Source organism: Geobacillus sp. (assembly GCF_017515625.1).
Taxonomy (GTDB): domain Bacteria; phylum Bacillota; class Bacilli; order Bacillales; family Anoxybacillaceae; genus Geobacillus; species Geobacillus stearothermophilus.
Genome location: NZ_JAFWFM010000083.1, coordinates 1 through 23,034, shown reverse-complemented (window position 1 = coordinate 23,034; position 23,034 = coordinate 1). Strand labels below are relative to the sequence as shown.

At 51.4% G+C, this 23,034-nt stretch carries 17 protein-coding genes and 2 pseudogenes; 6 read left to right on the top strand and 13 right to left on the bottom strand.

What is annotated here, in order from left to right; translation table 11 throughout:
- The 5 genes and pseudogenes from IKE44_RS05440 to IKE44_RS05420 form a co-directional block, all read right to left on the bottom strand.
- Nucleotides 1–662: pseudogene (locus tag IKE44_RS05440) on the bottom strand (DEAD/DEAH box helicase); the annotation flags it as partial.
- Nucleotides 637–1,917 (bottom strand): hypothetical protein, encoded by a 1,281-nt coding sequence (locus IKE44_RS05435; protein ID WP_049625592.1) that lies wholly within the window; start codon nucleotides 1,915–1,917, stop codon nucleotides 637–639. The gene IKE44_RS05435 and the pseudogene IKE44_RS05440, both read right to left, overlap by 26 nt.
- Complete coding sequence (locus tag IKE44_RS05430) at nucleotides 1,917–2,588, bottom strand: OmpA/MotB family protein (RefSeq protein WP_049625591.1); 672 nt, start codon at nucleotides 2,586–2,588, stop codon at nucleotides 1,917–1,919. Before IKE44_RS05430 ends, IKE44_RS05435 begins: the two co-directional genes overlap by 1 nt.
- Nucleotides 2,585–4,531, bottom strand: a complete 1,947-nt coding sequence (locus tag IKE44_RS05425; protein WP_049625590.1) for a MotA/TolQ/ExbB proton channel family protein — start codon at nucleotides 4,529–4,531, stop codon at nucleotides 2,585–2,587. Before IKE44_RS05425 ends, IKE44_RS05430 begins: the two co-directional genes overlap by 4 nt.
- A 407-nt stretch (nucleotides 4,532–4,938) precedes the next feature.
- On the bottom strand, nucleotides 4,939–8,700 hold the full coding sequence (locus IKE44_RS05420) for a bifunctional RecB family nuclease/DEAD/DEAH box helicase (RefSeq protein ID WP_287465237.1): 3,762 nt from the start codon (nucleotides 8,698–8,700) through the stop codon (nucleotides 4,939–4,941).
- Nucleotides 8,701–8,871: 171 nt separating this feature from the next.
- Here IKE44_RS05420 and IKE44_RS05415 point away from each other — a divergent pair, with 171 nt between their 5' ends.
- Nucleotides 8,872–9,600: a coiled-coil domain-containing protein gene (locus IKE44_RS05415; protein ID WP_049626141.1), complete on the top strand. Its 729-nt coding sequence runs from the start codon at nucleotides 8,872–8,874 to the stop codon at nucleotides 9,598–9,600.
- A gap of 38 nt (nucleotides 9,601–9,638) precedes the next feature.
- On the opposite strand, the gene IKE44_RS05410 is transcribed toward IKE44_RS05415, so the two are convergent.
- The 3 genes from IKE44_RS05410 to IKE44_RS05400 all read right to left on the bottom strand — a co-directional run bounded on the left by IKE44_RS05410 (nucleotide 9,639) and on the right by IKE44_RS05400 (nucleotide 14,698).
- A complete protein-coding gene (locus IKE44_RS05410) occupies nucleotides 9,639–10,598 on the bottom strand; it encodes a siderophore ABC transporter substrate-binding protein (protein WP_049625587.1) in 960 nt (319 codons plus the stop codon).
- Between the two features lie 528 nt (nucleotides 10,599–11,126).
- Nucleotides 11,127–12,848, bottom strand: coding sequence for an assimilatory sulfite reductase (NADPH) hemoprotein subunit (gene cysI / locus IKE44_RS05405; protein WP_232854387.1), 1,722 nt, complete (start codon nucleotides 12,846–12,848; stop codon nucleotides 11,127–11,129).
- A 26-nt stretch (nucleotides 12,849–12,874) separates the two neighbouring features.
- On the bottom strand, nucleotides 12,875–14,698 hold the full coding sequence (locus IKE44_RS05400) for an assimilatory sulfite reductase (NADPH) flavoprotein subunit (protein WP_287465235.1): 1,824 nt from the start codon (nucleotides 14,696–14,698) through the stop codon (nucleotides 12,875–12,877).
- 242 nt (nucleotides 14,699–14,940) lie between these two features.
- On the opposite strand from IKE44_RS05400, the gene IKE44_RS05395 reads away from it, so the two are divergent.
- Nucleotides 14,941–15,828 (top strand): LysR family transcriptional regulator, encoded by an 888-nt coding sequence (locus tag IKE44_RS05395; protein ID WP_049625584.1) that lies wholly within the window; start codon nucleotides 14,941–14,943, stop codon nucleotides 15,826–15,828.
- Between the two features lie 31 nt (nucleotides 15,829–15,859).
- Here IKE44_RS05395 and IKE44_RS05390 read toward each other — a convergent pair whose 3' ends face one another.
- The 3 genes from IKE44_RS05390 to IKE44_RS05380 form a co-directional block, all read right to left on the bottom strand.
- Nucleotides 15,860–16,789: a cation diffusion facilitator family transporter gene (locus IKE44_RS05390; protein ID WP_033017394.1), complete on the bottom strand. Its 930-nt coding sequence runs from the start codon at nucleotides 16,787–16,789 to the stop codon at nucleotides 15,860–15,862.
- A gap of 16 nt (nucleotides 16,790–16,805) precedes the next feature.
- A complete protein-coding gene (locus IKE44_RS05385; RefSeq protein WP_025951296.1) occupies nucleotides 16,806–17,114 on the bottom strand; it encodes an ArsR/SmtB family transcription factor in 309 nt (102 codons plus the stop codon).
- Nucleotides 17,115–17,304: 190 nt separating this feature from the next.
- A complete protein-coding gene (locus tag IKE44_RS05380) occupies nucleotides 17,305–17,622 on the bottom strand; it encodes a YbjQ family protein (RefSeq protein WP_025951297.1) in 318 nt (105 codons plus the stop codon).
- A 114-nt stretch (nucleotides 17,623–17,736) separates the two neighbouring features.
- Between IKE44_RS05380 and IKE44_RS05375 the strand changes: the two genes are divergently transcribed.
- The 4 genes and pseudogenes from IKE44_RS05375 (at nucleotide 17,737) to IKE44_RS05360 (ending at nucleotide 20,571) form a co-directional block, all read left to right on the top strand.
- On the top strand, nucleotides 17,737–17,964 hold the full coding sequence (locus IKE44_RS05375) for an SDR family oxidoreductase (protein WP_196762633.1): 228 nt from the start codon (nucleotides 17,737–17,739) through the stop codon (nucleotides 17,962–17,964).
- Nucleotides 17,965–18,064: 100 nt separating this feature from the next.
- A pseudogene (locus IKE44_RS05370) lies at nucleotides 18,065–18,412 on the top strand (MBL fold metallo-hydrolase); the annotation flags it as partial.
- A 136-nt stretch (nucleotides 18,413–18,548) separates the two neighbouring features.
- The gene (speD, locus tag IKE44_RS05365) at nucleotides 18,549–19,343 is read left to right on the top strand and encodes an adenosylmethionine decarboxylase (RefSeq protein ID WP_049625234.1); all 795 of its coding nucleotides are present in this window, start codon (nucleotides 18,549–18,551) and stop codon (nucleotides 19,341–19,343) included.
- A gap of 106 nt (nucleotides 19,344–19,449) precedes the next feature.
- The gene (locus IKE44_RS05360) at nucleotides 19,450–20,571 is read left to right on the top strand and encodes an NAD(P)/FAD-dependent oxidoreductase (protein WP_232854383.1); all 1,122 of its coding nucleotides are present in this window, start codon (nucleotides 19,450–19,452) and stop codon (nucleotides 20,569–20,571) included.
- A 104-nt stretch (nucleotides 20,572–20,675) separates the two neighbouring features.
- Here the strand turns inward: IKE44_RS05360 and IKE44_RS05355 are convergent, their stop codons facing one another.
- Both IKE44_RS05355 and IKE44_RS05350 read right to left on the bottom strand, forming a co-directional pair.
- Entirely contained in the window at nucleotides 20,676–21,230 is a 555-nt protein-coding gene (locus IKE44_RS05355) for a YpiB family protein (RefSeq protein ID WP_033017384.1), read from the bottom strand.
- 285 nt (nucleotides 21,231–21,515) lie between these two features.
- Complete coding sequence (locus IKE44_RS05350; protein WP_287465242.1) at nucleotides 21,516–23,021, bottom strand: malate:quinone oxidoreductase; 1,506 nt, start codon at nucleotides 23,019–23,021, stop codon at nucleotides 21,516–21,518.
- Nucleotides 23,022–23,034: the final 13 nt, after the last annotated feature.

Sequence of the window (23,034 nt, the reverse complement as noted above, 5' to 3'; positions counted from 1 at the left end):
TGAAGATGGCGGGTTTCCTCCTCATTTCGTCCTTTAACGACAAGCTCGATATGGTCATGGCGGTGCACAGCAACGTCCACATTGTACGCATCAACGACGTGATACGTTTCGTTTTGTAAAAAGTTTTCAAGTTCAATTCCTGCTTCGTTGGCCAGCTGTTGGCAAATGCCGATTTTTTCATATCCTGATTCGTACGATCCCAAAAGCGCTTGTTTCAGCCGATATACGCGTTCCGGGAGCAACATGAGACGGTCTGGCAGCACATAAATCGCCCCGGCCTGTTTCCCAACCCGATCTAAGTTGCGCCCGCCTGCATCAAACAGTTGCAAAACTAAGTCCGCTTCATGCGGCAACGAACGAAGTGAGAGCTTTCCGCCCACTTGCTCCTCAACAACGGGAAGCCCTAAATATTGGAGCACTTCTTTGGCGCTTTCGTCTTTCAGCAATTCATAATACTCGCTATACGGCAAAGTCGAATCGACAAGAACGCCCGAGTCGTAAAGCTCCTCCCAAGCGACATACTGCTGAAATCCTTGCACTTTGTAATATTTTTCGATGTCTTCTTTGGCCATAGGCAGCTTCAGTTCGGCGACGGTTTTGCCGTCATGCAACTGAAACGAAAAATGAATCCCATCCTCATTCGGCGTCAAAACTGCCTTCATCATTTTCCGTTTCTTTTTGAAGAAGAACATCCCTTCTTACCTCCCAGCCGAGTTCGCGGCGAAGCCATTCATCAAATTTCCATTGCCACCCACCGTTATGGCGCAGCCAGCCGCCTGGAATTGTCAAATCTCTATCCATCAGCTCGGTTCGTTTCACTTCCCGCACTTTTCGCCACGCCTTGTTGGCAAACTGCTCGCGTTCGGCGAGCATCCGGTCGATTTTGGGTTGAAAATGGCGCCGGAATACGTCGGCGCGGTAAATATAAACCGCCCCAGTTCCGAGCACTTCCATAATGACAACGTCATGAAAATACATAATCAACGTCGTGCGTTCATCCGTCACAACGACATCCTCTAGCTTTGGAATAAACTTTTCCCAATATTGAAACCGTTCATGGTTTTTGTTCACGCCGCCAAAAAAGTCTTTCAATTGCAGCTTCATAATCCACTGAGCGAACCGCCGCTTTTCCTCTTCACCGACATATCTCCATAACATCGGCTTTCGGTGATACGTTTGCAGCCTTTCAAATATCAGTTTCCCAAGCGGCTTGACGTGATTGAGCTTGCACTTTTTGATCAGTGCATTCGCCATTTTTTGTTGCTGTTCATTTGTTGAGGAAACAAACAGCTCCCGATACAAGTTTTGTTCCTTGAGAAAAAACGATTCATCGGCCAGCTGAAAAATCTCTATCAACACGAGTTTAAACAACGGAAAGTTTTTCGTTAAATAAAACGTCTCCAGTTCGTCTAAAATTCCTTTCTCGCTTTCATACGCCGTTGTTGCCAAATACACAATGGGATCTTTGCTTAACAAATAACGCCGCCATTTTTCACTTTTCTCTTTTTCCAACCTCTTTTCGATTTTCTCTATATGGGTAGCATAGGCGTAACGCAAAAGCTTCCAAATCTCGTCCAAATCGCACGTTTCATACATAACATCGACCAACACGCGGAACAGGCGTCGCTCATGCTGGATATGGCGCTGAATGGACTCGATCATGGCTTTTTTGAGCTCTTCGGGAAGCTCTTTTTTGTACAAGTTCGGGAGAAGAAGTTTCTCCCGCCGCGACAGCTGTTGTACCCACTCTTGAAACACTGAAATCGGCGCATTGGCTACCTCGGCAAACCGATCGGACAGCCGTTCAAGCACCCCCTGATATTTCTCAGCTCTATAGTCAACCGTTTGTTTCAAAAGAGGACGACGCGGTTCCCGCAGCCATCGTTTCAGCAACACCGGTTCATACTCATACTTCATTATTCGTTCACCAACTTTTCAATGGCTTTAATTGCTTCATCGTCCTTAAGACGGAATAAAAATTCAACCCGGCGTGATCGGTCAGGATCATACTTGCCGTTTTCATCCGTCAGCGGATTGCTGAAGCTCCGGCCATTTGCGGTAATGTACTTTTTCGACAGCTCCCGCTCTTTAAAATTAGGAAACTCTTTACTATAAATATACTCTAAAACGGCGTATGCCCGTCGCTGTGACAAAGACATGTTGTACATGTACGTCCCATTTCGGTCGGTATGTCCTTCGATAATGATACTTGAAATTTCATCTTTAAACCGATCCTGCAATAAAATCCCCATATACTTAGGAATAAATTGTTGCAAAAACGCCTTCCCCTCCGGAGAGATTTCCGCCGAGTTCGATTCAAACAAAATGCTGCCGGGAAAGCGTATGGCTCCTGTTTGCTGATCAATCTCAATGGCTAGATTCGACTTCTTAAACGCTTCTGTTAAAGCCCGAATGATCTCCGTTTTGACGCTGACAACCTCTTCAATTTGTTTTTCTTTCTCTTCTAACAATTCACGGTAGTCAAGGATGACAGACATCAACAACAAGGCAAACACCATCAACATGGCGCTCATTAAATCCGCATAGGACATCCAGTAGTTCACTTCTGTCCGTTTCCGGTATTTCATGTTGAAGCCCCTGCTTTCCATTTATCTAAATGATCGACTAAGTCTTCCATATTCTCAATGAAATCGTTCTGAACTTCACTGAACTGATAAACGAGCCCGCTCACTTCCTGAACGGCTTTTGTCAACGTCTCATCAAAGTGTTGATACGTTTTGCTTAGACCGCTGTCAATGTTCTCCGCAAAATCTTTCATTGAAAGATGAAGGGCTTCTGTAATCTTCGCCAACTGTTCTTTCGTCATCGCCCAGTTTTGCTGCAGCGTCGCGATTTGCTCTGTCATCTCATGCATGTACACTTTCGTCGTTTGTAATGCTTCCTCCACCGTTTCATTTGTCTGCGCACGCAGCTGCACAAGCTCTGGAAGAAGCTGTTTTTGCGCTTCCTGCATTTTAAGCAACTGCTCCTTCAGCTCGCGAACGCAATTGAACGTTTCGCGCAATTCGGGAACGAGAGGCGACAGCGCCGCCACAGCCGACTGGACATCGCCAAGCAGCTGCTGCGAATCATGCAGCGATTCTTTTTGAATGCGGAGAGACTCCTCAAACTTGTTCGCCATCGTTTGAAAGGACGCGGAAAGGGAAGATGCAGCATGAACAAGCTGTTCGAGCAACTGGCTGTAATGCGTTTCGACCTGCGCATTAAAGTGGGTAAAACGCTCCACCAGATCGTCGTATTTTTGAGCGAGCAACTGGTTGCTCCGCATCACTTCTTGTTGGACTGGGAGATGGTCTTTTGTCAGCTGCTGCAACTGATAAAACGTTTCTCCTAATCCGTTCATTATGCCTGCCGTTTTTTGATAGCTGTCCTTCATCAGCTCAAGTTCTCCAGCCATCTTTTCAAACTGCGCAAACATTTTTTCCGTCCGCTCAAGCGTCATCGCCTGTCGCTCTTCCATATAAGCAAAACGGCTTGTGAATGACTCAATCGTTTTCATCATTTCTGAGTGAAGCACTTGCGATTGTTGGACAAACTCTCTAAACTTTCCAATCGACTGTTGTGTCCCGCCTGTAATCTCATCAACAAGCCGACTCGTCACATCGGCGCTTGTACTTTTTGTCAACTCAATTTGCGACTCAAGCAGCTTCGCCTGCGTCTCCATCCCTTCATGCAGCTGGGCAAACTGGTCATGAAGCTGACCGAACACTTGCTGCAGGCTGCCGTGCGACTGCTGAAGCGATAGAGCGATCGGCTGCATTGCCCTTTCAAGCGCATCAGTCAGTAGCGTCTTCAGATGGTCAGCCTGATGACGTGATAACTTTTCTAAACGGTTAAGAAACAGCTCCTCATCATCGGTGCTAAGCAAAAAGTCAAGCCGCTCGGAATGCCAGTCGATATTGCGCTCAAGCACGCCACTGATCCATCGGTCGAACATCGTCCATATTAAAGAAAGCAACACGCCCCATACAGAAGTGTAAAAGGCGACTTTCATCCCATTTATTAAACTATCAATTCCAGACCGCAACATTTCTGTATCAGTGACATGCAATTGAGCCAATCCTACCGAGAGACCAACGAAAGTGCCAAGAACACCGAGACTGACGTGAATGCCCGCCCCCATGTCCATCAATGTTCGGTAGCCCATATGATGGTACATCACATCAAATCCAAAAAACGGCTCTACATTAATGCGCTCATCCTCATTTTTCTGCGATACGCGATTATAATATCGCTCCCAAAGTTCTTTATATTTCGACTTTTTCACTTGGGCAAAAAGATTGTGAATGGCCTGATCAATCTCGTAGACGCTTCCATCTAAAGGACGGTTTAATTCCAAAAGCTTTGGCTTCAACTGGTTCATCACCGCAATCTCCCTATGAATGCGGACAAACTGCCAAACAGCCATCACCAAAAACAAACTAAACTGAAAATAAAGAAACAAATCAGTAAAACCTTCATTTCCGATTTTGTTAATCAAGGAAAACAACGTCTCAAAAACGGTATACAACGTCCCTCACCCGCGCTTTCTATTGTGTAAAGTCATCTGTTGCTAAGAAAAATCCAATCCGTTCCATTCGTCCCCTTCGCTGTTCATCTGATTATTCACTGGAATGGCAAAAAGCGTTCTTCTCTCCGATTCTTACAAAATCATTTTACAGGCGTTACGACCTATCGGCAATATGTAACAAAATAACAATTATATAGATGACTTGGCCGTCCAAAAAAATCGCCATGCCCTCCCTCCTCCGGCACAGAAAACAAAACGAGCCAACAAACGGAGAAGGCGGCATGGCGGATGGTGACTGCTTATGCGGTTTTTGAGTAAGAAAATGGGGGATTCTCGGATGCATCAAAGAATTTCTCAAGTTGAACAGCGCCTTGATTCATCCTTTTTTCCTGTCAAACTCAGCAGCTTCATAGAGTGTCCATGTTTTCCATCTTCGGACGACTGACTCGGTACATTTGCAGCGCAACACCGTCGACCATAAACGTTTGCGCTTCCCCATGACGTAAAGCGTACTGCTCAAGCCCAACCATAAAGTTGACTCCTTCACGGTATTCCTCGTTGCCGATCACCTGAAGCGGCGGCGACATGAGTTGGCGCGAGAGGAAGAGGATCGCCTTTTTCCGCGCCCGCGTGAGCGACACGTTGAGGCGGTTCAAACTGTAGATGAACTCCCCTTCCATCACAGCCAGTTCCGGATCGGCGACGCCGTAGCTGATGATCGCCGTATCCGCTTCTTGTCCTTGCATTTTATCAACCGTATCGACGAAAAACGGCGGACGCAGTCCTTGGTGTTCAAGGGCACGGCGAATGGCGCGGATTTGCGCCCGATGCGGCGAGATGATAAACAGCCCGCGGCGCCAAAACGCTTGGTCGCCTTCTGATGAGTCATCGTACCGTTTTTCCTCGCTGTCGAGAAGCCGTTCCCGCAACACCTTCGCGATGCTCGCCACCCAGCGCGCTTCCGCCTCGTTTTCTTGGGCACCGTACACGCCGTCATACGTGCAGACGACAAGCGGATAGTCAGGGTCGATCGCTGCTTCCACCCATTCATCGGCAGTTGGGGCATCGGCGAGCGCCAACGTTTGTTCGGCAATCTGGCGGGTGAACGCGGTATACTGGGAGCTGTAAATCCGCTCGGCCGGGTAGCGGCAAAGCGCCTCGTTCATGCGGAAATTGTCCGTCAGTTGGCGGGTATACCGCTTCTCCACATCCGCGTCAAACAGCAGGCGGAAAATCGAGTCGAACAGGTGCGGTTCCCCTTCCGCGGCCGCATACGTCCCTTGAATGATTGGCGGCAACTGGAAATGGTCGCCGACGATAAGCAGCCTGCCTGCTTTTTTGACATGGCGCAGCGCCAACAGTGAATCGGCCACGCGGATTTGCGACGCCTCATCCAGAATGACGACGTCAAACTCTTCTAGACAGCCTTTTTCATACGCTCTTTGAATGCCGTACAGCGTGGCGCCAAGCACCCGATGCCCGCCGTTGCCCAGCCATCGGGGAAGGTCACGGTCCGCCACCTCGGCGATTCCTTTGGCGTTTTCCGTCTGAATCTCACCAAGTTTCGCGATATGGACGCTGCGCCACGGCGCAAGCTCCTGAATTTTGCGCAGAACGTTTTCGATCGCCGCATGGGTGAAACCCGAAACAAGAATGGCAAGCCTGCGCCCCTGCTTTTCGTAAATCGGCATAAGCAGCCGAAGAGCGACGGCAATAAAATGCGTTTTCCCGGTGCCAGGCGGCCCCCAGACGAGCGTCAACCTATGACGGAGAAAGTGGAGAAACGCCTGACGCTGGCTTTTCGTCAGCCTGCTTTGGCGGAGAAGCGCCTTGACTTCCTCTGCATCCCAGTTGGGACGAAACGTTTTCCGATAGCGAATCGGATCGCGAATCAAGTCCAAGATGCGATGATTGTCCTTATCCAACTGTTGCAACGCCTGCAAGACGCGCGGGGTGGTAAAATCCGCATGCCGAAGCGACAGCCAATACTCCCCTCCTTCCACAAGCGGGAACCGGTCGAGCCATTTGGGCAACTTGAGCTCGAGTTCAGCTGTCTTGCCATTATCTTCGATGGCGCGAATGCGGGTAAAGTACAAATTGACCCGTTGAGGCGTCTTCCATTCACTGGCGTACTTATGATCAGGAAACGTCTGTTGCGCCTTTTCCCCTTCCTCATTGCACTCCGTCAAAAGCCAGCTCGCCTTCTGGTCGATCGCTTCAAGCGCCTGGCGGTTGTTCAATCGGAACCGATCGCCGCCAAGGTACGTGACATGAAGCGTCACTCCGTTCTCAAGCCGCTCCGAAAGCGGAAGCAGGCGCTTTTGGCGAATATCCAAGTAGTTTAATAGCGCCTCATAGCGCGCCATAAACGCCAGCTTGGACACAAGCGGATCACGGTAATCAGCCGAATGAGGAAACGCAAATTTTTCCGGCCAGACCATAAGCGGCGAAGGATGGACGCTCTCGGCCCACGCACGGATTCCTTGAATGATGCTGTGAGCGGCCCAAAGGCGGCGGCTCAGCTCCTTCTCGACCGCTTTTCGTTTTTCCTCGTCCCCCGTTTGCCAGGCGTCGTGCAGCACATCCAGTTTCATGGCGTTTGTCAAACGAAATGAAAAACGCTCACTCGCCGAGTACAGAAACGGCGAATCATGGTAGGTCGCAATATATCGCGACAAGTCTTCAAGACGGTACGCGACATGCGCCGGCAAGGCGAACAGCTGGCTCACAGCCGTTGTCAGCACAACGACAGGAAGCGGAACCATTTCGCTTGGGTGGTCGCTGGCACTTGCTAGTGAGCTGCTATGAAAATACGACAGCAGCCGAACAGCTTTTTCGTTATAGTCTGGATCGAACAAAAGCGCTTGAAGTAGCTGCTGCACATTGTCCCATTCATAGTTGTCGATGACATACACCTGCACCGATTTTTGCGACCGCCACTCTCGCTCCCGGTTGTAATCGTGCACCGTCTGAAGCAGGCGGTCCAGCGCATCGGCCAGCTTTCGGCCAACCTCGTCGCATTCCTCAAACGAACCGGCGATAACATGATGCATTTCCGATCCCGTTCCAAACACGTCTGTTCCACCAACACGGTACAACGATGCCGCCGCAATCTTCCCCGTCAACGGATCGCGTTGCGCGGTGAGAATCAGACGGATGTCTTCCCATATCGGCATATGCGTCACCGCCTGGTCATACGGAACGACCTTTTCCTCCGCAATCGCCTCAAGCTGCGCTTCAAGCCGCCGAAGTTGACGCGCCAATCCAGCGTTTTGTTTTAGGACGTGTCTCGTTTCTTGACGCTCAAGAAGTTGGCGAAACTCATCGATCGTCTCCGGAAGCTGCCGCATGCGGATAAAGCGGGACGCATGACTCGATAAGTACGGAACGAGGGAAATATGCGACTGTTTCCGCGCTTTGTCGAAACAGTAATCATAGAACAGGCACCATTCACAGCGATAATCCAAATGCCAAAACAGCTCATCAAGTTGCTTCCCAGCCAGCGCCGTCAATTCGCTAGCCAAAAACTGCTCAAGAAACGGAAGCAGCTGTCCGATATCTGTCAGCTGCGGCTGCTCGGTTTTGTACGTCCATATCCCGGCTTCGCGCAAATCGACGCTGCCCTTAACACCGTGCTCCTCTAACACCGAGGACAACATCAACGCGTACAGCGCCGTTTGCACGCGGTGGGAAATCTTTAACACATCTGATGATTTGATGTCGATGATGCGGAACACAAAGCCGTTTTGCCCCGGAATACACTCAATCAAATCCGGGCGACACGCCGCAAACCGGATCATCGTTGTGTCCAGTCCGTACCGCTCGTAAAAGCGCGGCGGCGCGATCAATGTCGGCTGGTATAAATAGCGCTTGCTCGGCCGCTTCAGCTCGCGGATCGTCTCCTCTCCATCCAAATAGCAGTGGGAAATCGGTGCGCCAGGCTCTCGCTTCCCCATCTGCACTTGGCCGGCCAAATAGGTCGTAATCACTTCCTCTTCCCACTCAACCCCTCGGCGCAGCACGCTCTCATGAACCGCGGGCCGCTCAAACAGCTCTTCCGGCACATCGAGCTCGCTTCGCCGTTCTTTCGCCAACGACTGAAAATAAAAATTCCGCTCGCACTCGTGATAAAAATAGCTTGCGATTTTGGCAGGAGAAACGTAAAGCATACATCGATCCCTTTCTAAAAACATACTAGCCGACATCCGCACTGGGGCTTGTCAGTTTGTTTATTCATTGTATCATATGTTTGTACGCTTTCCTATATACACCATTCGTGCTTGTCCGACAAGAACATATGTGCTATAATGAAAGAAATTAGAATGAAAGAGGGGCCAACCATGAGCGAAGAGATCCTCTTGCAGTTGTTCAACCGCCTTGGTCATATCGAGAACACGCTGCACCTCCTCGTCGAAAGCCACAAACGGCTGGAAGCAGAACAACAAGAAATGCGAAAAGAACAGCAGGAGATCCGTAGAGAACAACAAGAAATACGGAAAGAGCAACAGGAAATCCGAAGAGAACAACAGGAAATGCGGAAAGAACAGCAGGAGATCCGTAGAGAACAACAAGAAATGCGAAAAGAACAGCAGGAGATCCGAAGAGAACAACAGGAAATGCGGAAAGAACAGCAGGAGATCCGTAGAGAACAGCAGGAAATGCGGAAAGAACAACAGGAGATCCGTAGAGAACAGCAGGAAATGCGGAAAGAACAAGAAGAATTCCGGCGGATCCAGCAAGCTCTCCTTGAAGGCCAAAAGCGGTTAGAAGAAGAACAAGCCCATATCAAAGCCGGCCAAAAAGAGCTGTATGACTTGATGTCTGCCCTGCTTCACCGCCAGGATGAAACCGACGCCGCACTCGACGCCCTCGCGATGGACGTGCACAAACTTCACGGTGAAGTTTCTTCCATCCACCAAAGACTCGACTCCTTAGAGAAAAAAGTCGATTCCCATGCCCAATCATTCAATGAACAGCTGAACAACATCAAACTTGACATCACCTTCCTCTCGAACAAAGTCATCGAACACGAACGGGAAATCTACAAAATTAAGAATGTCATTTTATGACGATAAAGCAGGCGGGCCGCCTAAGCCCGCCTGTCCTTTTATTTCAATCCTTCTTCCACCTGTTTGATCATTTCCGACACCGACGTCAATCCGCCGCCTGAGAGATACCAATAATTTGGATCCAAGTAGACAATGTGGCCGTTTTGATATGCTTTCGTCTTTTTCACAAGTGCATTTTCAATCGTTTGCTTCGCTGTCGGCTTTCCTTCTACAACGGCGTCGCGGTCAATGACAAACAAGTAATCCGGGTTTTTCTCGGCAATGTACTCAAATGATACGCTTTGTCCATGAGGATTCGTCACTTTCAAATTCGGGTCTGCGGCTGGCACGCCGAGCACATCATGGATGAGCCCAAAGCGCGAACCTTTGCTGTACGCACTCACTTTCCCACCGGTCGTCAAAATGATCAGCGCTTTTTTGTCTGCAGCCTTTGTCTTCACTTCTTCGATTTGTTTTTCAATATTGGCCAGTTCCTCATCTACTTCTTTTTCTTTGCCAAACATTTGCCCGATCAGCTTCATATTGTTTGTAAATGAATCCCAATAATGTTGAGTGTCAATCCCTATATACACGGTTGGGCCAATCTCTTTCAACTTGTCATACAAATGTGCTTGACGACCGGAAATAAAAATGACATCCGGCTTGATTTCGCTCAATTTTTCAAAATCCGGCTCCTTCAAGCTGCCGACGTTTTGGTAGTCGCTGCTTTTATATTTCTCCAAGTATTTCGGCACGTTCATCTGCGGCAAAGCTGTCACCTTCACCCCTAGTTTATCAAGGGTGTCCAGCACTCCAAAATCAAAGACAACCACTTTCTCTGGATTTTTCTTGACTTTCGCCTCTCCAAGCTGGTGCTTGATCGTCATTTCCTCGGCCTGTTCCGTTTTCTTCTCGTCATTCTTCCCACTCGCTCCGTTGCTTGCAGTCTCCTTATTGCCGCAAGCAGCCAGTACGACAAGAAGCAAAGCAACCACTACCATCAGCCAACGCTGTTTCATTGGCTATACCCCCCTTTGGAAATTCAAATTATATGTTGACGGCTTTCGTATTCACTCAACAAGGGGCGCCCTTTCTTGCCGATGTCAACATGAAAGCCGGCTCAACCATTTTTTACTTAATTGGAACATTGTCAATATTTTTCATCGTTTTTTTGTAAGCAAACCGTTTGCTCGCCGACAATCACCTTCACCAATGGCTTGACGCTAAAAAAAGCGCCCTGCCTAAACAGCAGCGCACTTTCATGATCTGAAAAATACAAGTTCATAACACTACTATAATATAGTTGAAATATTTCGTGAATTATATAAGTTGCAATTTTTTACATAGCATTGTTCGCTCTTTTTGTCACCGTTCCAGCTTTTCAAGTGATAAAGATAGGACATGGAGATCGGAAATCCTTTATTACAACCTCATATTGATTGAATGCGGCTACAATGAACAAAACACCAAAGCCATTGCATGAAAGCAACAAAAAACCAACCTCCCCTAAACAAGGAGAGGCTGGTTTCCATTTCACCCTGACCACTTTAATCATGGAAATTCGTCCCATCCGTCACTTCTTTGACGATGCCGGCGCGGATGACGAAGTCGCCGAAATGTTCACCGTCGAGCCGCTCTTTCGCATAGCGGGATAGGAGAACGCGCAGTTCGCGCAAAATTTCTTCTTCGCCGATGTTTTCGCGGTACAGTTTGCCAAGGCGCGTGCCGTTGAACGCAGCGCCGAGGTACATGTTGTATTTTCCGACCGCTTTGCCGACGAAGGCGATTTCTGCGAGCACGTGGCGGGCGCAGCCGTTCGGACAGCCCGTCATGCGGATCGTGATTTCTTCATCGCGCAAACCGTTTTCGGCGATAATTTCCTCGATTTTATCAAGCAGCTTCGGCAAGTAGCGCTCCGCTTCCGCCATCGCCAAGCCGCATGTCGGCAGCGCGACACAGGCGAGCGCGTTGCGGCGCAAGGCGGTGTACCGGCGGCCGTCGGTCAAGCCGTATTCGGCGATGAGTGCCTCGATTTCCGGCTTTTTCTCGCTCGTGACATTGGCGATGATCAAGTTTTGGTTTGGCGTCAGCCGGAAATCGCCCGTATGGACTTTCGCGATTTCGCGCAGGCCGGTCATCAGCTTGTAATCGTCGTAGTCTTTGACGCGTCCGCCTTCGACAAAGAGTGTGAAGTGCCATGTCCCATTGACGCCTTCGACCCAGCCATAGCGGTCGCCGCTATGCTCGAAATGGTACGGGCGCGCTTCGCCGAGCTTCCAGCCAAGGCGGCGCTCAATTTCTTCTTTCACCGTTTCAAGGCCAAGGCGGGCGATCGTGTATTTAAAGCGGGCGTGTTTGCGCGATGAGCGGTTGCCGTAGTCGCGCTGAACGGTCATAATTTTCTCCGCCACCTCGACCACTTGATCCGGCCGGCAGAAGCCGATCACCTTGGCAAGCTGCGGATACGTCGTTTTGTCCCCATGGGTCATCCCCATGCCGCCACCGATGGCGACATTAAACCCGGCGAGCTTGCCGTCTTCGACAATGGCGATGAACCCGATGTCTTGCGAGAACACATCGACGTCGTTCGACGGCGGAACGGCGATGCCGATTTTAAACTTCCGCGGCAAATACGTCGGTCCGTAAATCGGCTCTTCTTCGCCGTCAACCGCCGGCGTCCCCGCCACTTTCTCGTCGTCCAGCCAAATTTCGTAGTACGCCCGCGTCCGCGGCAACAAATGGTCGCTGATCAGCTTTGCCCACTCATATACTTCTGCATGCACTTCCGACTGGTACGGATTCGGGTTGCACATGACGTTTCGGTTGACGTCGCCACACGCCGCAAGCGTCGTCATCAGCGCATTGTGAATGGCTTGCATCGTTTTTTTCATGTTCCATTTTAAGACGCCGTGCAATTGGAACGCTTGGCGCGTCGTCAGCTTCAACGTGCCGTTCGCATACTTGCGGGCGAGCTCATCCATGACAAGCCACTGTTCCGGCGTCGCCACCCCGCCCGGCGTGCGGACGCGAACCATGAACTGGTATGCAGGCTCCAGTTTTTGTTTTTGCCGCTCGGTGCGCACGTCGCGGTCGTCTTGCAAGTAGCTGCCGTGGAATTTCATCAACCGGTTGTCATCCTCTGGAATTCCTGCGCTGAGCGGGTCTTCCATCGTTTCCGCGAGCGTGCCGCGCAAGTAACGGCTTTCCTGCTTGATGCGCTCCACATCGCTTAGCGGTCCGTCCGGCGCTTTTAACACGACTTTCGCCATTTTCGATCCCACTCCTTCTTTTGAGATTAATAGACGTCGCGTTGGTATCGTTTTTGCTTTTGCATCTCGGTGACATACGCTTCCGCCTGTTCGCGGCTCATTCCGCCTTCTTTTTCGATAATCTCGATCAACGTCTGATGGACGTCGCGCGCCATGTGTTGTTTGTCGCCGCATACGTAGACAACAGCGCCATCCTCGAGCCAGCCGAACAGTTCTTTGCTTCGCTCGAGCATCCGGTGTTGAACGTATATTTTTCGCTCCGTATCGCGCGAGAAGGCGACATCCATTTTGGTCAGCACACCGCTTTTCAACCATGCGAGCCATTCGGTTTGATACAGGAAGTCGGTCATAAAGTGTTGGTCGCCGAAAAAGAGCCACGATTTTCCTTTCGCCCCGATGGCCTCGCGCTCTTGCATAAAGGCGCGGAACGGCGCCACTCCGGTGCCTGGACCGATCATAATGATCGGCGTGTCGGGATCCTTCGGCAACTTAAAGTTCGGGTTCGGCTGCACAAAGACCGGCAACGTATCGCCGATTTGGACGCGTTCGGCGCAGAACGTCGAGCACACCCCTTTGCGCAGGCGGCCGTGCGACTCATAACGGACCGCGCCGATCGTCAAGTGCACTTCATCTGGATAGGCCGCTAAGCTGCTCGCGATCGAGTACAGGCGCGGCGGCATTTTGCGCAAAATCGAGATGACTTGTTGCGGCGCCGCATCCCATGGGCCGAAGTCGCGGAACGCATCCAATAAGTCGCGGCCTTTGGCGTATTCTTTCAGCTTCACCTCATTGCCTGGGGCGACGAGCGCTTGAAGCTCGCTGTTTTTCGACAGCGGCGCAAGCTTTTGCAACAGCGCTTTGGTCAACACAGTGATTTCAAAATGGGACGTGAGCGCTTCTTTGAGCGACCGCACTTCCCCGTTTTTGTCGATCGTCACCGTTTCTTCCGGGTTCCATTTCATTTCTTGAATGATGAGATCGACAAGCTCCGGATCGTTTTTCGGGAAGATGCCAAGCGCATCGCCCGGCTCATACTTCAACCCCGATCCTTCAAGAGACAATTCGAGATGGCGCGTTTCTTTGTTCGATCCGCGGCCGTTTAAGTTGATGTTTTCCAGCACCTCAGCCGGGAACGGATTTTTCCGCGAATAGACGACCGCCGGTTCGGCTTTCGGCACGGCCGCAGCGGCCGACAACACTGGTGCGGCCTCGGCATTGATCCCCTTGCTCAGCTCGGCAAGCACGCCGTCAAGCCATTTCGCTGCCGCTTCCTCGTAGTCGACGTCACAGTCGACGCGCGGATAAAACCGCTCTCCCCCGAGCTCCTCGAGCCGCTTGTCAAAATCTTTCCCCGTCTGGCAAAAATGTTCATACGACGTATCGCCAAGCGCCAAGACGGAAAAGCGTAAATGATTCAGCTTCGGCGCCCGTTTGCTGTGGAGAAACTCGTAAAACGCCACCGCGTTGTCTGGCGGATCGCCTTCCCCATGCGTGCTCACGACGATGAGCAGCGTCTCGACTTTCTTCAATTCATTCGGCTTAAAGTCAAGCATGGACGACACTTTCGCCTCGAATCCGCGCTCCTTAAGCGCCTTGCCTGCTTTTTCGGCCAGTTTTTGCGCATTGCCGGTCTGCGAACCGTACAGAACGGTCACTTCTTTCGAAACCGGTTTCCCACCCCCGACAAGCAGTGCGGGCGCTTCGGCGTCAAGCACAGCAGCGGCCGACTCGGCGGCGGCCAAATACCCGCTCAGCCAAAATTTTTGCGCTGGCGTCAACGTCGGCAACAAACGGTTCAAGAGCTCAATCTGCTCCTGGCTAAACGGACTGTTGGTTACTTGCAGCTGCAACAGTGTCCACCTCACAATATAAAAATAAGATGGAATCGATTGGCGTTGCTTAACCCGCCATCATGGGCGGACGCCAAATTCCATTAATCCATATAAACAAAGTATACTTTATCCAAAATATCATATTTACACTTTACCGCAAAACAAAACATTAGTAAAATAAATATAAATTATCAAAACTATTAACATCACTAATAATGATCCGCAACAAAACAGTCAGGCTGCATGCGAGGGGTTGGCCAATGTATTACGACGAGTTGAAGACGTTCATTACGTTAGCAGAAGTGAAAAATTTCACAAAGACGGCGGAAATTCTCCATTTATCCCAGCCAAGTGTCAGCTTGCACATTAAAAATTTAGAGAAGGAGTTCCAGACGAAACTGTTCATCCGCTCCCCGAAGCGGCTGCGCATGACGCCGACAGGTGAACTTTTGTACGATCGCGCCAAACAAATGATGGCGCTCTATGAACAAACGAAGCAAGACATTTTGGAGCACCATCACTCAGTGAAAGGCAAATTGACCATCGGCGCCAGCTTTACGATTGGAGAGTATATTTTGCCCCCGCTTTTGCCCGATTTCCAAAAGCGCTATCCAGAATTGGAGCTTGAGGTGATGATCGGCAACACGAAAGAAATTGTCGAACTCGTCAAATCGTATCAAGTCGACATCGGCTTGATCGAAGGGCAAACGAACGAAAAAGAATTGTCCGTCCACCCGTTTATGCAAGACGAGCTCGTCATCGTCGCCTCCAAGCGGCACGAGCTAGCGCAAAAAGGCGAAGTCACGATCGGCGAGCTGCAAAACGAGGCGTGGGTGGCGCGCGAAGTCGGGTCGGGAACAAGGGAATATTTCAACCATTTCATCCGCTCGAACGGGCTGAAAATCCAATCGCTCATGATCATCAGCAGCAACCAAGGCATTAAAGAAACGCTGATCAACGGCAACGCCCTGTCCTTGCTGTCGCGCAGCGTCGTCGCCCGCGACATCGAGCACGGCCATCTGTCCATCGTTCACTTGAACCATCCACCGTTTTACCGAATGTTTTCCTATATTTGTGCACCGATTATGGAAAACAAGCAAAATGTACGTATCTTCCTTGAAACGTTGCAACACAATTGGAGATCCTAAAAAACACGGGGAGAAGCTTGGCAGCCCTCCCCTATACTTCCATCTCCCCATGGCGAATATGCGGCATTTCGATTTGAATCGTCGCATGGCGAATGTGAAAGCGCGTCTCGATCAAATCAATCGCCCGCTGCAAAACCGCCTGCCCATCGCATCCTTCCTCAATGAGCAAATGGCAGCTTAACGAATCAAGCCCCGAGGTGATCGTCCAAATATGCAAATCGTGGACATCGATCACCCCATCAATGCCCGAGAGCGCCGCCTTCACTTCCGCATGGTCAATCGCCGCCGGCGTTCCTTCCATTAAAATATGCACTGTCTGCTTGACTACGGCAAATGCTCCTTTTAGAATCAAAACCGCCACCGCGATGGAAATGAGCGGATCGGCCGCGTACCAATCGAACAGCCAGATGACAAGCCCTGCCGCCATCGCCCCGACCGAGCCTAACGCATCGCCAAGTACATGAAGATAGGCGCTGCGGACATTGACGTTCTCTTTGACATCCCCTTTGCGCATTAACACCCAAGCGCTTGCCAAATTAGCCAGCAACCCTATGACAGCAATGGCCATCATCGGCCCGCTCGCGACAGCAGGTGGATTCACAAACCTCGCGACCGCTTCCCAAATAATCCAAGCGGCAATCCCCACCAACGCAACCCCGTTTACGAGCGCCGCTAAAATCTCGAACCGGTAAAATCCATATGTCCTCTTCGGCGACGCAGGCCTCGCCGCCAGCCAAACCGCCGCCAGGCTTAATAGAAGTGAAATGGCATCACTCAGCATATGCCCCGAATCCGAAAGAAGAGCAAGGCTGTTCGTCACAAGCCCGCCGACAAACTCCAGAACCATAATCCCGACGGTAATGACAAGAGCGGCCGCCAGCCCTTTTTGGCTCCCCTCTCTGCCCAAGCCATGATGATGCCCGTGATGGTGGCCGCAATGGCCGTGTTCATGATGATGCATCGTTCTTCTCTCCCTTTTATGGATGTTGAGCGTGATCAATCGCCTGCCTCAGCAGCGAAATGACATGATCGTCATCGCACGAATACACCAGTGATTTCCCTTCACGGCGATATTTGACAAGCCGTAGCGCCCGAAGCAGCGCCAGTTGATGGGAAACGGCCGACTGCGACATGCCGAGCACTTCCGCAATATGGCCGACATGGCATTCTTCCTGCGACAACAAATACAACATCTTCATCCGCGTCGGATCCGCCAACGCTTTAAAGATTTTCGACACTTCCTCCACGACGCTTTCATCTAAAAACAAATGATCTTCTGCCTTCATCATTGTTCCCTCTCACTTTAACATATGAGCATTTGTTCATATATGTGAATCATAACCCTCTTTTTTTCCTCTGTCAATCCAATTTCAAGCCGCAAAACCCCATCAGCATCAACAGCCGATGCACTGACACCCCACAACGGCAGCCAGCAAAGCAAAAAAAGCAGGGGCCGATAGACCCTCTGCTTTTCCATTACGATCTCACCCGCACCGCCGTCCCTGTCGCAATGCACATCATCATGCCATCGCGCAGCGTTTCAAAATCAAGATCCACCCCGATGACGGCGTTAGCGCCAAGATGCTTCGCCTTATTGACCATCTCCTTGATCGCCATCTCCCGACCTTCGGCCAGCTTGCTTTCATACGTTCCACTCCGCCCGCCGATGATGTCGGTGATGCTGGCGAGAAAATCACGGACGACATTGGCGCCCAAAATGACCTCTCCCGCTACGATGCCCAAATACTCTTCAATTTCTTTTCCCTCAATGGTATTGGTGGTCGTGACAATCACAGCTATGTCCCCCCTCGTGGCTCATCATAATAGGTGAAGCACCCCATTCCATTATACTACATTGCCTCTATGACGTCGCCGGTCCACTTCCCCCTCTTAGCTAACGCTTGAAGGTTGCAACGCCATCGCACCTGGGGCACCTGGGAGTCAGTACGAACAAACATTCAGCGCCACGATTACGGCGTCAACTCCATTCGAAATAGCCATGGCAGACGCCGCCCTCAAACCTCGCGCAGGAGACCAGAGGAAATCGCCAACATCGCCCTGTTTTTAGCTTCCGATGACGCCAGTTTTCTAAACGGCGCTGTGATCGTCGCCGATGCCGGATGGACGGCGTATTGACGCGCCGCCCCCTTCCGCTTTTCCGGTTAGGGGAGAGAGGCACCTTTTGAAGACGAAATCGAAAAGAAAAAGCCGCCCCAACACGTTTCGTTCCCCGTGCGACTTGTACTGTCAAGAGAAAACGAAAGTCATCTTGCGCGAGGAAAACATCCCGGCGATCATCGCCTCCTTGCAACGCACGTTGACATACGATTTCGGCGACGTCTTCTGCGCCCATGCCGGCTATCTCCCAAACGGGCGCGAGGCCTTGCAGCGAAAACTCGATTACTTGCTTGAACTTCAAGGCAACATCATCGATTTATACGAAAAAGGCATGCCGCCGAAACAAATTCAAGAAACGCTTTTCCCGAAAAAATATCCGATCGTCTTTTTTTCGGCGAAGGAGTGGGACTCCCTTCACATTGTTCGGTCGGTCATTCAAGAATATCAAGCGAAACGGGCAAGCTGAAGCGGACGCTTCCCGGAAATGGCCATAGACCATTAGGGCAAGCCCATATTCCGTTTTCTTCCATTTCAAATGAAAAATTACTATCTTCGCCAGCAACGGGACAAATTAAGAAAAAACGAAAGGATGGGTCCCGTCGATGAACGAAACACCGCGCGTCAAGCTGCACGGGTTCAACAACTTGACGAAATCGCTCAGCTTCAATATGTACGATATTTGCTATACGAAAACGGCGAAGGAGAGAGAGGCGTATATCGAATACATTGACGACGTGTACAATGCCGAACGGCTGACGAATCTTTTAAAACGTGTCGCCGACATGATCGGCGCCCATGTGTTAAACATCGCCAAGCAAGATTACGTTCCGCAGGGCGCGAGCGTGACGATGCTCGTTTCCGAGGGGCCGGTTGTCGAGGTGCCCGAAGATGACGGCCCTTTGCCGGAGGCGGTGGTGCTTTCCCTTGACAAAAGCCATATCACCGTCCATACATACCCAGAATATCACCCGAATGACGGAATCAGCACGTTCCGCGCCGATATTGATGTCGTCACATGCGGGGCAATTTCGCCGCTCAAAGCGCTCGACTATTTGATTCATTCATTTGACGCCGACATTATGATCATCGACTACCGCGTGCGCGGATTTACGCGCGACATTCACGGATACAAGCTGTTTATCGACCATGACATTACGTCGATTCAAGATTATATCCCGGAGCACATTCGCGAAAAGTACGATATGATCGACGTAAACATTTACCAAGAGAATATTTTTCACACAAAATGCAAGTTGAAACAGTTTGACTTGGACAACTACTTGTTTGGCTATGCAAAAGAGGATTTGAGCGAACAAGAAGCGAATGAAACAACCGCCAAGCTGAGAAGGGAAATGGATGAGATCTTTTACGGAAAAAATATGCCGAACACCGTTTGACGCGGGCGCCTTTTTGACGCCTGCCGGCTTTCGGGCCGGCCCACACCGGTTCCCGATTGGCGCCGTCTATGGTATACTAGTAGAAAAAAGGAAAAGGTGTTCATGAATGAAGTACATCATCGTTGGAGCCGGCATTTTAGGGGCCTCGACCGCTTACCATTTGGCCAAGGAAGGCGCAAACGTGATCATCATCGACCGCGGCGACAAAGGGCAGGCGACCGGTGCGGCGGCGGGGATTGTCTGCCCTTGGCTGTCGCAGCGCCGCAACCAAAAATGGTACCGATTGGCCAAAAACGGAGCGAAGTTTTACCCCTCCCTCATCGAAGAACTGCAAGCGCTCGGGGAAACGGACACCGGTTATGCGCGCGTCGGGGCGCTTTGCCTGCATACAGACGAACAGAAACTGGAACAAATGGAGGAGCGCGCTCGCAAACGGCGCGAAGACGCGCCGGAAATGGGAGAGATCGTGCGGCTTCATCCCCATGAGGTGAAGGAGCTGTTTCCGCCGCTTGGCGGTGAGCATCATACCCTATATGTGAGCGGCGCCGCCCGAGTGAACGGCCGAGCGGTGCGGGACGCCCTCACAAACGCGGCCCAAAAGCTTGGCGCCGCCTACATCCGTGGAAACGCCCAGATCCTGTTTGAAGGCTCCCGCGTCATCGGCGTGGAAGTCAATGGAGCGAAATACACGGCCGAAGCGGTCATCGTCACAGCCGGCGCATGGGCTGGCGAACTGCTTGAGCCGCTGGGCGTTCGGTTTGCCGTCACTCCGCAAAAAGGACAAATCGTTCATCTCGAATGGTTGGCAGGCGAGACCGACCGATGGCCGGTCGTCATGCCCCCGAACAATCAGTATATGCTCGCCTTCCCTAGAGGGCGAATCATCATCGGAACGACCCATGAAGATGAAGCGGGGATGGATGTCCGCTCCACCGCCGGCGGCATCCACGAAATACTGGACAAAGCACTCGCCGTCGCGCCAGGGCTGTCGGCGTGCACCTACGTGGAAACACGGGTCGGGTTTCGCCCGCGCACGCCTGGATTTCTCCCTGTCTTCGGGTCGCTTCCCGGTTTTACCGGCCTTTACGCAGCCAACGGCCTTGGCTCTTCCGGGCTCACCGTCGGGCCATATTTAGGCGCAGAACTTGCCAAGCTTGTACTCGGCCGCCCGACCGAACTTGATTCGTTCGACTACAACGTCGCCGAGGCCATCATCCCGCTTTCCTGACGCTGCCGCACGGTGCAACACTAGCACTCCCACCCGATGCCCAACTGCCGCGTTCAGCGGCCAGCGCCGGCTGCGGGCTTGCCCCATGCAGGCCCGCAGCCCGTTTAGCTGTTTTGTCCTTCGTATTTTTTCAACTGTTCCGTCAGCTGTTGAAACAACGCCATATCTTTTCGGTCAAGCGCCTGGTCAATTTGCATTTTCAACACCGATAGTTCATGACGTTTCAGCGCCTCATCCAACACTTGCTCGGCCGCCTTCGCCATTTTCTCATGCCGCTCGTGCCGTCTGACATTTTCAAACGCTTGGTGATCAATAAGCCGAAGGTACGAAAAATTCCTTGCCTTTCCTGGAAAATGGAGCGTCAAATAGAGCGGCTCGTTCGGATGCAGCGCCAAATCGCCCATAATCGAGGCAAGACTCGTGCTTTTTTGACCGCGCCGATAAAAGACGAGCCCTTCCTCTTCCGCCATCGCAGTCGAAATGATCAGCCACCGCGCCTGCTTTTGCTCGGTTTCCGTAAACTGGACGTTCTCAAGCAAATGGGGGTGCTGAAGCAAATACTTAAGCACAAATCGGGCATCCGGATGCTTTAAGCGATGATTGTGCAAAAACGTTGTTAAGAACTGCCGCTTTTCTGAATAGGACACCCATCTCGTCATAGCCTCACCCCCTTCAACTGCTTCTCCATGGAAGATAACAGCGGCCGCAGCGCAAGATCGTCTCAACAAGCCTTGATGATCCATTGCTATTCCATTCACGTCTTTGTTTTCCAGTATACTTGATTGCGCCCCACCGTGCATCTGAAAACCGCAGGGCAAGGCCCCTTTCATTCCGACATCAAGCGGCAAACGAAATAGAAAAACAGCCGCCCTTCATTTCCAGGCAGCTGCTCCTTCCAAGCAACGGGCTCTCGGCTTTCCTTTCCATTGCTCAAACCTATAAGCCTACGCCAACTGTATCGCAAAGTGGCCGTTCAACCCGAGCGCTTCCGCTGTAGACGCTTGCACTTGCCGCAACAGCGCTTCGTTTTTCATCAACGATTCACCGTAGGACGGAATCATTTCTTTCACTTTCGGTCGCCATTGTTTCATCTGCTCTGGGAAACATTTCTCGATGACTTCCAACATCACATGAACCGCCGTCGATGCCCCCGGCGAAGCGCCGAGCAACGCCGCGATCGAACCATCAGCCGCATGGACGACTTCCGTGCCGAATTGCAGCGTTCCTTTGCCGCCAGATTCCGTGTCTTTGATCACTTGCACGCGCTGACCCGCCACGACGATGTCCCACTCGTCGCTTTTCGCCGTCGGCACGAATTCACGCAGCTCTTGCATGCGCTGTTCTTTCGACAACAGCACTTGCTGGATCAAATAGTTGGTCAAGGCCATATTTTTCACGCCCGCCGCCAAGATCGTCAAGACGTTATGCGGCTTGATTGAAGTGAACAGGTCGAGCATCGATCCGTTTTTCAAAAATTTCGGCGAAAAACCCGCAAACGGCCCAAACAACAACATCTTTTGATTGTCGATGAACCGCGTGTCCAAATGCGGCACCGACATTGGCGGCGCGCCGACTTTCGCTTTGCCGTACACTTTCGCGTGGTGCTTTTCCACAACCTCCGGATTGTTGCACACTATAAACAACCCGCTCACCGGGAAGCCGCCAATCCCCTTTCCTTCGGGAATGCCGGATTTTTGCAACAAATGGAGGCTGCCTCCCCCGGCGCCGATGAAAACGAACTTGGCCGCATGGCGCTCCACCGCGCCCGTGTCCAAATTCCGCACCTTCAACTCCCATAAGCCATCGCTTGTCCGTTGGATATCCTCGACATGATGGCGGTAGTAAATGTTGACATTTTTCCGTTTCAAATGTTCAAACAGTTGACGCGTCAACGCCCCGAAGTTCACGTCCGTTCCCGATTCGATGCGGGTCGCCGCGATCGGCTCGTCCACCACCCGCCCTTCCATCATGAGCGGCACCCATTCGGCCAACTTTTTCGGATCATCGGAAAATTCCATCCCTTTAAACAGTGGATTGGCCGCCATCGTTTCGTGGCGCTTTTTCAAAAACGCCACATTGTCTTCCCCTTGCACAAAGCTCATATGCGGCAGCGGACGGACGAAATCTTTCGGGTCACGAAGAATACCGCTGTTGACTAAATAAGCCCAAAACTGCAAAGAGACGTAAAACTGCTCATTGATTTTAATTGCTTTGCCGATGTCAATCGACCCATCGGCCTTCTCAACCGTATAGTTCAACTCACACAGCGCCGCATGCCCCGTCCCGGCGTTGTTCCACTCGTTGGAGCTTTCCGCTCCCGCTTCCTCCAGCCGCTCAAACACGGCAATGTCCCACTCTGGCGCCAAGTCCTTCAAGAGCGCCCCCAACGTCGCGCTCATAATGCCAGCGCCGATTAAAATGACATCCGTTTTTCCTTGTTTGTTGCCCATGTTTACCATCCCT

Coding starts and splice junctions, on each gene's coding strand:
- IKE44_RS05435 (WP_049625592.1), bottom strand. CDS start 1,917: ATGAAGTATGAGTATGAACCGGTGTTGCTGAAACGATGGCTGCGGGAA.
- IKE44_RS05430 (WP_049625591.1), bottom strand. CDS start 2,588: ATGAAATACCGGAAACGGACAGAAGTGAACTACTGGATGTCCTATGCG.
- IKE44_RS05420 (WP_287465237.1), bottom strand. CDS start 8,700: ATGCTTTACGTTTCTCCTGCCAAAATCGCAAGCTATTTTTATCACGAG.
- IKE44_RS05415 (WP_049626141.1), top strand. CDS start 8,872: ATGAGCGAAGAGATCCTCTTGCAGTTGTTCAACCGCCTTGGTCATATC.
- IKE44_RS05410 (WP_049625587.1), bottom strand. CDS start 10,598: ATGAAACAGCGTTGGCTGATGGTAGTGGTTGCTTTGCTTCTTGTCGTA.
- cysI (WP_232854387.1), bottom strand. CDS start 12,848: ATGGCGAAAGTCGTGTTAAAAGCGCCGGACGGACCGCTAAGCGATGTG.
- IKE44_RS05395 (WP_049625584.1), top strand. CDS start 14,941: ATGTATTACGACGAGTTGAAGACGTTCATTACGTTAGCAGAAGTGAAA.
- IKE44_RS05390 (WP_033017394.1), bottom strand. CDS start 16,789: ATGCATCATCATGAACACGGCCATTGCGGCCACCATCACGGGCATCAT.
- IKE44_RS05385 (WP_025951296.1), bottom strand. CDS start 17,114: ATGAAGGCAGAAGATCATTTGTTTTTAGATGAAAGCGTCGTGGAGGAA.
- speD (WP_049625234.1), top strand. CDS start 18,549: ATGAACGAAACACCGCGCGTCAAGCTGCACGGGTTCAACAACTTGACG.
- IKE44_RS05360 (WP_232854383.1), top strand. CDS start 19,450: ATGAAGTACATCATCGTTGGAGCCGGCATTTTAGGGGCCTCGACCGCT.
- IKE44_RS05355 (WP_033017384.1), bottom strand. CDS start 21,230: ATGACGAGATGGGTGTCCTATTCAGAAAAGCGGCAGTTCTTAACAACG.
- IKE44_RS05350 (WP_287465242.1), bottom strand. CDS start 23,021: ATGGGCAACAAACAAGGAAAAACGGATGTCATTTTAATCGGCGCTGGC.